We start from the raw sequence: 14,773 nt of genomic DNA on the forward strand, positions 1-14,773 counted from the left end.
ATAGCAGTTTGTTTTGTTTTGAGTCTTGGTGTTCCCTACACATTCTGGAAAATCGTTAAACCTTTTACATATCTGTAAGGAATCAACTCAAAAAAAATAGAGGGGCGTTTTAAGCCCCTCTATTTTTTTTGCTAATATTCCAGATTTGCTAAACCTAGGTATGTAATTTTTGTTGGCTCGATCGCAAATCGACAAGGTAATACCTTCACGCCTTTAGCGATCGCCTCTTTTAAAAGTCTTGCATATTCGGGATCGGCTTGTGCTCCTGCGGCAAAGCGATCGCAATCGCCACGATTGACAAAGAAAATTAAAGCGGCAGAAGTATCTTCTGTGATTACGGACATTAGTTCACGCAGGTGCTTTTGTCCTCTTGTCGTTACTGTGTCAGGAAATAAAGCCAAACTTCCCATACACCAAGTTGTATTTTTAACTTCCACATATGTTCTTTTAGCGGTAGCACTATCAGTCAAGAGGAAATCAATACGGCTCTTTTCGTTACCATAGCCAACTTCACCCTTTAAATCTGTATAAGGCTCTAACGCTGGAAGTAAATGGCGATCGAGCATATGTCCGATGACACGATTGGGAAGACTCGTATTAATCCCAATCCATTGTTCATCTAGATAAATAGCTTCCCAACTATAGGCAAGTTTACGCTTAGGATTGGAGTGATGAGAAATCAAAACAGGACTACCAATTTTGCATACACCTGTCATTGGGCCAGTATTAGCACAATGAGCAGTAATTAGTTCACCATTCTCTAGCTCTATATCCGCAAAGAAACGTTTGTAGCGGCTGACCAGATGACCTGCGATTAGATCGGAATAAGTATGGACTTGTGACATTGTAGATTTACAGCGCTTTGCGCTAAAGTAAAAGCCAATATTTTGGTTAAAAGTGTTGCTTTGCAACACTTTTAACCAAAATATTGGGGTTTGTATACTTGTAAATTGCTGAATTTATAGGCAGCACTTTGCGCTGCTCATACTAACATGAAGAAAAATCCATTGTGAAGGCAAGCCGTAATATGGGAATCAAACGTAAGCTGCATCGTCCTCTAATTAAGTTAGAACAGCGTGATGGCGTTCTTCAAGTTGTCGGCGGAAACTCTTGGCATTCTTATTTTCGCGATCCTTATCATCTCTTGTTAACAATTCCTTGGATCGGATTTTTTGGGATCGTAGTGGGATTTGATATATTCCTTAATGCGGTTTTTGCAGTTCTCTATTTACTCGATGCCAAGGCGATCGCAGGTGTCGAAAAAGTAGGCTTTATGGAAGCTTTCTTCTTTAGTGTTCAGACACTTGCTTCCATAGGCTATGGAGTGATGAATCCCCATACACTTTATGCAAATCTGATAGTTACGTTAGAATCGATCGCAAGTTTGATGTTATTTGCGGTGATCACGGGAATAGCCTTTACTAGATTTGCCAAATCTTCTTCCCGTGTGATGTTTAGCCGTGTTGCCACGATTCATAACTACAATGGTATTCCGACTCTCATGTTTCGTGCTGCCAACGAAAGGCGTAATAATATTCTCGAAGCCAAACTGAGTGTTTATCTGATGATCGATGAAGTGACGGAAGAAGGGCAGATGATGCGGCGATTGCATGAATTAAAATTAGTGCGCGATCATTCTCCCGTCTTTTTACTGTCATGGACAGTGATGCATACCATCGATCAAAGCAGTCCTTTGTATGGTTTGACTTTAGAAACAATGGAACGATTACATGCTCAAGTACTTGTATCGTTGACTGGTGTCGATGAAACAGTTGAAGGTACGCTCCACGCTCGGCATATGTATGCCGCCCGCAACCTGATGTTCGATCGCCGTTTTGTCGATGTGATTCACATGGGAAATGATGGACATCGCTATCTAGATTACACTTATTTTCACGAGACAATAGCTATATAAAGCCAAAAGAGTGAGAGGCGGCGCTTTGCGCCGCCTCTCACTCTCTACTCGTTGTCGCATACTCCCTTTCCACCGAAAGAATAGACGTTGTACAGTGAAGAATTAGTGGTGCGCGGCAAAGCCGCGCACCACTAATTCTTCACTGGGAAGGAGATATCTTTAAAGTAGGTTTGAATCATTTGGTCTAAAGCTTTAAGTTTTACAGGCTTAGCTAGATAATCATTAGCTCCAGATTCTAAGCACCTTTCGCGATCGCCTGCCATCGCTAGAGCGGTCAGAGCAATAATCGGAATATCAATCAAATTAGGATCGCGACGAATTTGTTGGGTTGCCTCTATTCCATCTATGCATGGCATCTGGATATCCATCAAAATCAAATCAGGTTGATGGGCTTTGGCGAGAGCGATCGCTTGCTGTCCATCCCTTGCCAAGAGCATTCGATACCCCTTAGCTTCTAGATAACCAGAGAATGTAATGATATTAGCTTCGTTGTCTTCTGCGATCAAGATCAATGGTGACCATGTTGGATCTAGCTCGCTCTTTTCAGGAGTATCTTCTGCTTTGAGAACTGGCTCAAGAGAAAGATTTAGAGAAGATGAGCTGCTCTCATTATAGGGCAGCTCAAACACAAAGCAGCTACCCACGCCTCTTTCACTTGTTAGCCGCACTTGCCCCCCATGTAGTTCCACAATTCGTTTCACTAGCGCTAGCCCCAATCCCGTTCCTTCATATTTGCGATTTAGGGAACTATCAATTTGCACAAATGGTTGAAATAGCTTCGAGATATTCTCTGCTGAAATGCCAATACCAGTATCAATCACTGCAACTCGCAAATATACCATCGTAGATGTAGTGGCGATTGCGGGCATTTGTTCGGGAGTAAGTCGTGATATCTCTAGAGTGATGCTCCCACCTTCAGGCGTAAATTTGACAGCATTATTTAGCAGGTTGATCAGCACTTGACGGATGCGCCTTTCATCAACCATTAGATCTGGTAAATCCTTAGGAATTTCCTCTATTAATTGAATAGATTTTTGGTGAGCCTGCTGTCTAATGAATACCAAGCTTGATTGGCATAGCATTTGAATGGATGTAGCCGTCAAATCTAGGGTGATTTTTCCAGATTCAATTTTTGCGAGATCGAGAATATCATTGATCAATGATAAGAGATGATTACCACTGCGTTCAATTGTTAATAGTGCTTTGATTTGGCGATCGCTTACTGCGCCTAAAACACGTTCTTGCATTGCTTCGGTCATCCCCAAAATAGCATTGAGCGGCGTGCGCAGCTCATGACTCATGTTGGCAAGAAACTCATCCTTGAGCCTTGTTGCACGGATGAGTTCTTCATTGGTGTGGGCGAGTTGTTGATAGCTCTCAGTTAGCATTGTTTCTGCTTGCTGCTTTTCTGTAAGTTCTTGCTTTGCTTGTTCCAATAGATTCGCCTGATAGATGGCGATCGCTAACTGATCGGCGATCTGATAGCAAAAGTTAATTTCATGTTGGAGCCAATGACGAGTTGTCCCACATTGATGGATGCATAACAAGCCCCACAACTCTTCGCCGCAAAGCAAGGGCATCACGATATTTGCTTTTACCTGAAACCTTGCCAAGATATCAACGTGACAGACTTGCGATCCATTTTTATAGATATCATCGACGATATAAGCTCGCCCATTAGCATAGAGAGCTGCATAGTTTTCGCCAAAGGTATGGTCATGAACCCTGATAGCCAAAGCTGATGGGAATCCTTCGACGAGGGCTTCGGAGACAATTTCACCATCATCAAAATCAGATTCGGGATAGAACTTAAAGATACCGATGCGATCGGTATCAAGGAAATTTTGCATTTCCTGCACGGCTGTATCAAAAATAGTTTGCAAATCTAACGATTGCCTTATCCGTTTGGTGATTTCCGCCATCAAGATTTGCTGCTTTATTTGTTGTTGCAATTGGGCTTCAGATTGTTTGCGATCACTAATATCCATAGCAATCCCAAACAATCTCGTCACTATATCGTCTGCATTCCAGACAGCCTCGGCTTTCATAAACACATGACCAAAAGAACCATCAGCGCGAATAATCTGTAAATCTGTTTCAAAGGTTTCCCCAAGCTGAATTGCTCTATCGATGAGCTGGAGAAATCGCTTGCGATCGTCGATTGGGAAATATGTTAGCAGATCTTCAGAGTTTGGCTCTGGGAAATTGGGATCGAGTCTAAAAATCCTGAAAATTTCCATCGACCAAGAATTTTTTCTAGTTTGCACATCTAATTCCCAACTACCAAGATGGGCAATCTGTTGAGTCTCGCGCAGGTGCATCTCACTTCGTTGCAAATCAGCAGTACGAGCCTGCACTCTTTTTTCTAAGGATTTATTTAGCTCTAAGAACATCTCGACAGATTGCTTGCGTCCGCTAATATCGAGATGTGTCCCAGTCATCCGCAGTGGTTTACCAGCAGCAGCCCACTTTATCACCTTCCCAATCACCAAGACCCAAACCCACCCGCCCAATTTGTGGCGCATCCTTAGTTCGCATTCGTAAGTCTCAGTTTCTTTTTGAAAATATTTTTCTAGAACTAAATTAGCTTTTTGCAAATCATCAGGATGGATATTTTGCCACCATGTTTCAATACTTAGAGGCTCCAATTCTTCAAGACTATAGCCAATCATCTCCGCCCAGCGATCGTTGATCGACAAGGCTCCTGTCGGAATAGCCCAGTCCCATAAGCCCATGCCCGAAGATTCAACCGCAAGTTGCAACCGTTCTTTAATAAGATCTAACTCTAATTCCACTTTGCGGCGTTCGGCTCGGCTTTGGACATCTCGAATCTCGCGGCGCACTGCTTCACCGAGTCGCGACAAGTTCCCTTTTAGGAAGTAGTCATTAGCTCCTTGCCGCATCAGCTCGACGGCTAAAGATTCTCCAATCGCTCCTGAAATCACGATGACGGGCACATCGAGTTGACTTTGTTTAAAGATTTCTAGCACCTGTGGCGCTTGGATTTTTGGTAAATAGTAATCAGAAATAACCACATCCCAATTACGACTGTCTAAAGCCTTGAGGAGTTCTTCAGGTGTTTCGACTCGCTCCCAGTCAAAATTGAAACCAGCTTGACGTAGTGCTCTGACTGTCAAGATCGCGTCATCTTCTACATCCTCGACGATTAAAACATTTAGAAAATCAACCATGTGTTATCTCTCTGGATTGATTGGTTCATTAATACCTGTCCAGTAAATTGCCAATTGACCCACAGCTTCGGTAAATCGATCAAATTCAATTGGTTTCCGAACATAGCTATTTGCACCTAGGTCATAACTTGCAATAATATCCCGTTCTTCACTTGATGAGGTGAGGATCACCACTGGCAACAGACGAGTTTTTTCATTAGCACGGACAGCTTTTAAAACATCTAGCCCATCAATTTTTGGTAATTTTAAGTCTAACAGCATGACAATGGGAAGGCAATTTGCATTAAAGAGTGTCGTTAGAGCCTCTTCTCCATTGCGAGCGATGAGGATTTCAGCGGTGATTTTGGCGCGACGCAATGCCCTGACAGCCAAACGCTCGTCATCGGGATTATCTTCAACTAGTAAGATGGTCGATTGCGTTGCCATGATTTAAAACCCTGTTCTAGACGATGTATGCGGCACTGTAAAATAGATTGTCGCACCTTTTTCGACAAATCCCTCAGCCCAGACCTTTCCACCATGTCGATGGATCGCTCTCTGTACGCTTGCCAGCCCGATGCCAGTGCCTGCAAACTCATTAGTGTTATGTAGACGTTGGAAGACTCCAAATAGCATTTTAGCAAATGCCATATCAAATCCTGCACCATCATCACGGATAAAATAGGTTAATTGATCTTCCTGATGCATTACGCCAAATTCAATGCGCGATGTTGCGTGATGGCTGGTGAATTTCCAAGCATTTTGGACTAAGTTCCCGATCACAACTCGCATCAAGGTGAGATCGGCTGATACAAATATGTTCGGGAGGATGACTACTTCTACCTTTCTTTCAGGCTCTAATGCTTGTAATTCACTTACTTGTTCTTCAACTAATGCACTTAGGTTAACATAGCTATACTGCATTTCCGATCGCGACACGCGGGAGAGACGTAACAGGTCATCAATTAACATTCCCATGCGTTTAATATTGCGGCGGATGTGCTCGAAGTAGTCACGACCGTCATCGTCTAATTTGTCATTATAATCTTCCATTAATGCATTGCTATAGCCATCGATCGCTCTGAGGGGAGAGCGGAGATCGTGGGAAACAGAATAAGCAAAGGCTTCTAACTCTTGGTTGGAGGATTGCAACTGAGCAGTGGTTTGCAAGATTTGAGATTCGGCCTGTTTGCGATCGGTAATGTCAAAGTTAACCCCAACCATACGCTGCACTTCACCCTGTGCGTCGCGCTGTACTATTGCATAGCCTTGGATAAAGCGAATTTTTCCGTCGGGATGTACGACCCGAAATTCAGGATCGTAGTCTTTTTCACCTGTTAGTGCTTGTTGAATCGCCAATTCAGTCACGTTACGATCGTCTGGATGTAAGCTGTTTGACCAAGCTTCATAGATGCTCGTGAACTGATTGGGTGTGATGCCATACATCTCATACATGCGGTCATCCCAAGTGAGGATATTTTGAATGACATCCCAGTCCCAAATGCCGATCGCTGCTGACTTTGCTGCTAGGGTGAGGCGAGTAGAGAGGTTTCGCAGTTCTTCTTCTTGTTGCTTGCGATCGCTAATATCAGTACAAGAGCCGATATATCCCAAGAACTCACCATCGGCATCAAATCGGGGTATTCCCGTATCTAGCAGCCAGCGATACTCACCATCAAATCTTCTGAGACGATATTCCATCTCAAAAGATTGACGCATCTCAAAGGAAGTCGTATAGACATCTAAACAAAATTGCAAATCGTCAGGATGAACGCCTTCAGCCCAGCCATTTCCAAATTCCTGCTCCATCGTCCGCCCTGTAAAGTCTAGCCAAGTTTTATTAAAGTGGAAACAAAGTGTATCTAAGCCCGACAGCCAAATCAACACAGGAGCATTATCTGCCAAATAGCGAAATCTGGCTTCACTTTCTTGAATAGCTAACTCAGCCTGTTTGCGATCGCTGATATCGCGCACAATTGCCAAAACCTCTTGGTCGTTAATGGCTACGATCCGAATCTCTTCATAAACCATGCGATCGCGTTTGCGAAATTGATGCTCGTAAATCTGCAATTCCTTTGTGAGTGTTGCCTGCTCGATAATTTGTAACTGAGTCTGCAACAACTCTTGGGGCAGAACTTCTGAAATATGCTTCTCGACGGGTATAAAATTATCTGCTCGTATTCCCGGCCTAATGTATTCCGCACAAGTGCCATCGCGCCTCAGTCGCAATAACAGGTCGGGAATCGCCTCTAAAGTGGCGCGATTGGTGGCTTCGCTCGCCTTTAGCGCCGCAGTTCGTTGCTCTACTTTTATTTCTAATTCCTGATTGAGCTGCTGTAGGGCCGCTTCGGCTTGTTTGCGATCGCTGATATCCCTCGCGATCGTAGAGAAATGGCTGATAAAACCATCTTTCTGGCGATGGCACACGATGGTCTGTAGGACAGGAAACTCGCTTCCATCCCGTCGTCGGAATCGGGTTTCTCCTGCCCAAAACCCCTGCTGTAAGCACTGGGGAATCGCTTCTCGCAAAATAAAATCAGCCATTTCGGGCGAATGATAGTCGGTATTATGGGTCTGAGAAACGTCTTCGTTTAGGGCAATGCCTAATAGCGCTCTTCCTGCCTGATTGAAATAGGTGATTTTTCCTGTGAAATCTATAGAGGCAATGATATCCCTTGCAGCTTCTAGGATATCCAGACGGTGCTGGGCTTGTTCTTCGGTAGCTTTGCGATCGCTAATATCCGTAATCGTCCCGACATAGCCAATGATTTCGCCCATCGCATCTCGTTCAGCCTGCGACTGACCAAGTGCCCAAGTAACTTGCTCTAAGTCATTTAGAAATCGATATTCTAAATAAAAAGGTCGGTTAGCTTGCACAGACTCATTCCATTCTGCCGAGACTAGTTCGCGATCGCTAGGATGGATACCACTGATCCAGCCAAAGCCTGCGGCATCAGAGGCGCTGAGTCCCGCAATCTGACACCAGCACTCATTTACATAGAGACAGTTGCCTTCAGTATCCGTACGAAAAATTCCGACAGGGGCAGCAGCAGCCAAAGAGGTAAATCTTTGTTCGCTCAGTTTAAGTTCTAACTCACGACGTTTTACCTCTCTAAGATCTCTCCCTTCAGGAATCAATAACACGATTTGTCCAGATTCATCAAAGATGGGGCGCAATGAGAAGTCAATAGGGAAAATCGTTTGATTTGTTCCTAAAACCTCAACTTCATAGCGCACAAATTCACCCTTGGCAGCACGGGCGATCGCTTGTCGCAACTGTAGTTGTGCCTCTGGCAAACCCTGCCACCAATGTGTTTCCCAAAAGGGTTTCCCCACGACATCTTCAAGCTCTACCCCAGCCACCGTTAGCCAAGCTGGATTAGCTTCTAGCAAAATCCCTGCGGGTGACAACAGACCGATAAGTTGGAACATATTGTCAAAAATGGCGCGAAATTTTTGTTCGCTCTCCCTGAGAGCAGTTTCAGCGCGTTGCCGCTCTGCTTGTTCGATTTGGGCTTGCTCACGGGCGGCAGCTTGCTGGATCGCGATCGCAATCTGTACTGCTATCTCATCTAATAAGATCAAATCCGCATCTTCCCACACTCGATAATCGTCACACTGATGTCCAATCAACAATCCCCATAATTTTCCTGAGACATGAATAGGAACAACAAGATTGGACTTAACCTGATATGCCTCTGGCATCTCAACATAACAGTTGGGATAATTGGTCTGATGGATATTGGAGATCGCGCTTGTGCGACCTTCGCCATACCTTAGAGCAATATCCCCACGAAAACAGGGATCGTCAATGGCATCATGCAATGATGCTCGCCAACCAGTGCCCACCGACTCAGAGACAATCACACCGCTCCCATCGGGCTGAAACTGCCAAATTAACATGCGATCGCAACCAAGGAACGATCTCAGTTCTTGGACTGCGGCATTGAGGATTTCTGGCAAACTAAATAAAGCCGCAATACCTGTTGAAATCTTGGCGATCAACTGCTCCCGCTCGAACTTAGCATGGAGGTCAGCCGTGCGTTGCTCGACTTGATGCTCTAGTTCAGCATTGTAATTTTCCAGCAGTTTTATTTTCTCTGCCTCTAGCTGCGAAACCTTTTGCTCCAAAATCTTGGATAGGGTATATAGCTCCAATGGATTGAGTGCATTTAACAAACTGGTCTGAGTCACAACACCCAATAGTTCTCCCCGATCGCCTGTCACAACCAAGCGGCGGATTGATCGCTGCTCCATGATTTGCTGTACCACCATCAGGGTATCGTTTGGGTGTACCGCGAACACAGGTGCGCTCATCACCATCTGCACTTCCACGCGCTCTAATTGCAGCCCTAGGGATTGAAACTGAACAATATCGCGTTCAGTGATAATGCCCAAGGGGATTTGCAAGGGGTTACTCTCTAGATCGATTTGGGTTTCTACAATCAAGACTGAACCCACTCGAAGATCTGCCATAGTTTGGGCGATCGCAAGCATCGATGTCGATGGCTCAGCACAGACTACATTTGCTGTCATCACCTCTGACACCAAACGCAAGCGCAATAAATCGACAGGTCGCGCCAGTTGTCGCAAGCTCTCGTGGGTAATCATGCCCAAAAGGCGATCGTCGCGATCTAAAACAGGCATATGGCGAATGCGGCGCTGCTGAAGCATATTCACCGCCGAAAACAGATCGGTAAAGTCAGCTTCTCGCAACGTGACCACAGGCGATGCCATCACCTCGCTCAAGGTCACAGTGTCAAGCGATCGCTGCTGGGCGCTGAGACGCACCACATCGCGTTCGGTCATAATGCCGACAACTTTTTCCCCTTCCATCACCAATACACAACTCGATCTTGCTTCGAGGTGGACGTTATCTGAGTCTCCTGTATGGTCGGCGGCGCAGATCGTCCTTGTCTCGCTCATTTTAGCGATCGCCTCCATCACAGTAGTTTCGGCAGTAACCACCAAAGGATTACGCACGATTGCCGATTTTAGTTCGGTTTGAGTGAGTGTCGTTGTGGGTTTAGACATAACGGTTTGCGGCGTAGTGTGAATAGAAATTACTTTCCGAAACGAACGGTAGATCTCTTTTTGTAGCGGTTTTCATTTTGCTGTAGGCAAAATGAAAACTCCAAAACCTTACTGAAACTAATTTTGGGCTTTCAAGGTGGATTGGGTAAGGTGAAGTAAAAAGTAGCTCCCTGTTCGATCGCTCCATCTGCCCAAATTTTGCCTCCATGACGATGAATTATTCTCTGGACTGTTGCCAAGCCAATCCCCGTGCCAGTGAATTCACTGGTGTTGTGTAATCGTTGAAATACTCCAAATAGTTTAGAGCTTTGCTCCATATTAAACCCTGCACCGTCATCACGCATAAAATAAGTCGTTTGTGCTGACGGTTGATCTAGATTTTGGGCAATGCCAAAACTAATCTGAGCCGTAGGATGACGACTAGTAAATTTCCAAGCATTCTGTAAAAGATTCTCTAAGACTACGCGCATAAGGTTGAGATCGGCGTAGACCATGACATCTGGCACAACGATCAGCTCCACTATTCTCTCTGGCTGCAAAGCTTGGATATCGTCAGAAATCTCTTGGACTAGTTTGCTAAGATTGACCTTGTCATAGCGCATTTCCGATCTAGATATCCGCGATAGCAACAATAAGTCTTCGATCAGCGTTCCCATGCGATCGACGTTACGTTGAATGCGACTAAAGTAATCTTTGCAATCATCATCAAAGCGATCGCCATAGTCTTCAAGCAAGATTTGACTGAACCCATTGATCGCCCGTAATGGTGCGCGTAAGTCATGGGAAACAGAATAGGAAAAAGATTCTAGTTCATGGTTAGATACTTCTAGTTGAGCACTGGTTTTTCGTAGTTCGAGATTAGACATCGAGAGCTGGGCATTAGCCTCGATCAGTCTGTCTTCGGCTCGCTGTCGTTCTGCTAGCTCAGACTGTAACTGTTCCACTAAATTAGCTTGCTGGATGGCGATCGCAAGTTGATTTGCAATTTGCTGTACAAACTCAATCTCAATCTCCTGCCATTGTCTCGGTGCAGAACATTGATGAATGCATAGCAATCCCCATAAAAAAGCCTCTCCTTCGAGCAAAGGTACGACTAAGTTAGCTTGGATTTGAAATTGCTGCAAAAATTCTTTATGACATTCCGTTAGATCTGCATGACTAATATTATCAATTGCTTGAATACGTCCATGCAAATACAAATCGGCATATTTGTCAGCAAAAATGCGATCGCCGATTTTAATAGCGAGTATCGAGTCAATATTGTCTTCGAGTGATTCATAGACAAATTCACCATCATTAAAATCAGCGTCAGGAGTAAATTTATAAATGCCAACGCGATCTGCGCGAATAGACTTACGAATCTCCTCTGTCGCAATCTCAAAAACAGTAGGCAAATCGAGATGAAGCCTAATGCGGTTAGTAATTTCTGCAATGAGGAGCGCTCGATCGTATTGCTGACGCAACGCAGTTTCTGCCTGCTGTTGAGCAATCTTAGCCACCTCTGCGGCTTTCTTTGCTTTCAAGATTTCATCTTCGTACTGAATGCGTTGAAGAATGGGAATAAAAATACAATCATAGACAAAATCTTCTCCCTCACAGCGCCTCGATGCATTGATCAACATCGGGATATCATGACCTTCTTTCGCTCTCAATGAGAAATAGATCTCTTCGATTTTGCCATGTAGTTTTAAGAGTGGAAAGAAATGAGTTTGATAAAAAATACGACTAGCGATCGGTAAAATCATTTCAAACTTTTTGCCACGAAGGCTATCAGTCTCATAACCTAGTAGTTGTGCCAGCGTGACATTAGCTAGCACAATCAAGCCATCGTCAGTAAACGAGAGAAACCCGCATGGGGCATTATTTAATACTTCGTCAATCTGTTGGCTCACATGAATGAATATAAGGGATTTTCAGAACTAGAGCAATTATAGTTATAGTGCTATCTATTAGCGCTGTGTAATGATATGACGAGGAGCATATCGTCGGAGCTATAGGTATTCTTTGATCTGCTCGATTACCTCATCAGGATGACTCATATGTGGACAATGCCCTGTTGCCTTCATGAATTTCAAAGTGCTTTTAGGCAGGTGTCGATGCATATATTCTCCAACTTCGATAGGCGCGATCGCATCTTCAGCACATTGTAAAATTAGAGACGGCACTGTAACTTTGGGTAGATCATCTCGATTGTCAGAATAAAAAGTCGCTCTAGCAAAGTGATTGGCAATCACAGGATCGGTCGAACAAAAGCTCGTCTCTAACTCTTGTGTTAGTTCAGGGCGATCGGCATTTTTCATAATCACAGGTGCCAAGAAGTTCGCCCAACCGATATAATTTTTTTCCATGATATCCAGTAAGTCTTCAATATCTTTGCGCTCAAATCCACCAAAGTAGTTAGGCAAATCGTTGATATAGCAGGGCGATGGACCTATCAAAACCAATCGCTCAAATAAGTGTGCCGCTTGAATAGATGCAAGAATTCCAACAATACCACTGACAGAATGCCCCACAAAAATCACATCCTTGAGCGCAAGTGACTCACAGATCTCGAGAATATCCTGAACATATCCATTTAGTTCTGAGTAACGTTCTGGACTGTAGGCTTGCAAATCTGACTTGCCTGAACCCACATAATCAAAAAGAATGATTTTATAATTAGCCGCAAACTCAGGGGTGATAAATCGCCACATATTTTGATCGCAGCCAAATCCATGCGCAAGGAGCATTGGCCGATCGCCTTCGCCAAAGATCCTTACATTGTTTCTTACCAGAATATTTTGATTCATCTTTGGTCTCCTAGCTTAACTATGCACAATCAACTTAAAAGCTTTTGAATACTTAGAAATAAATCCCTTAATTTTACAGGCTTAGTCAAATATTCATTAGCTCCTGCTGCCAAGCATTTTTCGCGATCGCCTTCCATTGCTAGAGCCGTCAGCGCAATAATTGGAATATCAGCCAGATTAGGATCGAGACAAATTTGCTTAATAGCCTCTAATCCATCAATAACTGGCATCTGGATATCCATCAAAATCAAGTCGGGATGCTCCGCTTTGGCAAGATCGATCGCATGTTGTCCATCAGTTGCCAATAAAATGCGGTAGCCCTTAGCTTCGAGGTAACTGGAGAATGTCGCAATATTAGCCGCGTCATCTTCTGCCAGCAAAATTAAGGGTGAAATTAGTCCTTCAGTTTGGCTTTGACCTATCTGAGGCTGTCCTGACAAGTCCTGCTCAGTTTGTTCTTCGATTGCTAGGGAGCCGATATTAATGGGAAGATTAATCGCAAAGCAACTACCGACTCCCACCTCACTAGTCAGTTCTACGTTTCCTCCATGAATTTCTACAAGTCTTTTGACTAAAGCCAACCCCAACCCTGTGCCATTATATTGACGGTTCAGCGCACTATCGATTTGAATAAAGGGTTGGAACAGTTTCTGTATGTTCTCTGCCGAGATGCCTATTCCAGTATCAATCACGGCTATCTTTAAGTAATTTAGGGGCGTTAGATTGGTTGTACTGCTTTCAATTTGAACTTGCGATACTTCTAAAGTGATTGTCCCTCCTTCCAGAGTAAATTTAACAGCATTATTTAGCAGATTGATTAAGACTTGTCGAATCCGCGTTTCATCTATCATTATTTCTGGCAAATACTTAGGAATTCTAGGTATTAATTGAATTCGCTTTGTTAATGCTTGCTGCTTGATAAATGCCATGCTCGACTTGCAGAGGCTGTCGATCTCTGTTGCTGTTAGCTCTAGCGTGATTTGTCCAGACTCAATTTTGGCAACATCGAGAATGTCATTAATCAATGTTAAAAGATGCCTACTACTATTCTCAATGATTTGCAATGCTTTAAGTTGCCCCTCTTTAATGCTGCCAAATATTTCGTCCTGTAGAGCTTCATTCATTCCCAAAATTGAATTGAGCGGTGTCCGCAGTTCATGACTCATATTGGCGAGAAATTCGTCTTTGAGTCTGGTTGCACGGACGAGTTGTTGGTTGGTTTCTGTTAATTGTTGTTGGGCTTGTTTACGTTCCGCAATTTCTTTTTGAGATTGCTCGAAGAGACTAGCTTGCTGAATGGCGATCGCTAATTGATTCGCAATTTGTTGGAGCAGTTGAGCTTCTAAATCTTGCCATTCTCGCGCTTCTGTACAGGCATGGACTACCAAAACACCCCACAGCTTTTTAGATCCCTCCGTTTCTACCCAGCGATGATTTTCGCTAATGTGCGCCTCTAGGAGAATTGGCGCGATAATTTTGGACTTGATCTGACCTTCGATCGAGTATTCCACTAGGCATTCTGTCCAAATGTCATTCATCACATCGGGTACAATGCGAGGCTTGCCTTGCCAATAGCAATCGAGAATTTCCTGTGACCAAACTTCGTTTTCCCAATTAAGGTCTTTGAGATTGGGAAAGTTACTATGTAAAGATTCTTCGACAATTTGGCTGTTACCATTATCAAATAGTTGAAAGACGATCGCGCGATCGCCAGACAGCACATCTTTAACCTGTTGAGTCACCACTGCCAGAATCTCTTTGAGACTAAGTGATTCGCGAATTTTATTGATGATTGTCGCTAAGGTTTGCTGTTGTCGCAATTGCTGCGCTATTTTCAATTGAGATTGCTGACGTATTAATAGTTC

8 protein-coding genes are annotated in these 14,773 nt (G+C 44.0%); 1 reads left to right on the top strand and 7 read right to left on the bottom strand.

Translation table 11 applies throughout. The features are described from left to right. Positions 1-131: 131 nt before the first annotated feature. Positions 132-845 carry a DNA/RNA nuclease SfsA gene (sfsA, locus tag APA_RS06190; RefSeq protein ID WP_201321436.1) on the bottom strand — a complete coding sequence of 238 codons (714 nt, stop codon included), beginning with the start codon at positions 843-845 and terminating at the stop codon, positions 132-134. Positions 846-1,027: 182 nt separating this feature from the next. Here sfsA and APA_RS06195 point away from each other — a divergent pair, with 182 nt between their 5' ends. After that, positions 1,028-1,915, top strand: coding sequence for an ion channel (locus tag APA_RS06195; RefSeq protein ID WP_201321437.1), 888 nt, complete (start codon positions 1,028-1,030; stop codon positions 1,913-1,915). 131 nt (positions 1,916-2,046) lie between these two features. On the opposite strand, the gene APA_RS06200 is transcribed toward APA_RS06195, so the two are convergent. From APA_RS06200 to APA_RS06225, 6 genes are all read right to left on the bottom strand, one after another. Beyond that, on the bottom strand, positions 2,047-5,106 hold the full coding sequence (locus APA_RS06200) for a response regulator (RefSeq protein WP_201321438.1): 3,060 nt from the start codon (positions 5,104-5,106) through the stop codon (positions 2,047-2,049). A 3-nt stretch (positions 5,107-5,109) separates the two neighbouring features. Beyond that, on the bottom strand, positions 5,110-5,532 hold the full coding sequence (locus APA_RS06205) for a response regulator (RefSeq protein ID WP_201321439.1): 423 nt from the start codon (positions 5,530-5,532) through the stop codon (positions 5,110-5,112). Between the two features lie 3 nt (positions 5,533-5,535). Next, a complete protein-coding gene (locus tag APA_RS06210; protein WP_201321440.1) occupies positions 5,536-10,119 on the bottom strand; it encodes a PAS domain S-box protein in 4,584 nt (1,527 codons plus the stop codon). A gap of 131 nt (positions 10,120-10,250) precedes the next feature. Next, a complete protein-coding gene (locus APA_RS06215; RefSeq protein WP_201321441.1) occupies positions 10,251-12,011 on the bottom strand; it encodes a GAF domain-containing protein in 1,761 nt (586 codons plus the stop codon). A gap of 99 nt (positions 12,012-12,110) precedes the next feature. Beyond that, on the bottom strand, positions 12,111-12,908 hold the full coding sequence (locus tag APA_RS06220; protein ID WP_201321442.1) for an alpha/beta fold hydrolase: 798 nt from the start codon (positions 12,906-12,908) through the stop codon (positions 12,111-12,113). A gap of 29 nt (positions 12,909-12,937) precedes the next feature. Next, on the bottom strand, positions 12,938-14,773 hold a 1,836-nt coding region (locus tag APA_RS06225), incomplete at its 5' end, for an ATP-binding protein (RefSeq protein ID WP_201321443.1).

Source organism: Pseudanabaena sp. lw0831, from assembly GCF_016584665.1.
Lineage (GTDB): Bacteria > Cyanobacteriota > Cyanobacteriia > Pseudanabaenales > Pseudanabaenaceae > Pseudanabaena.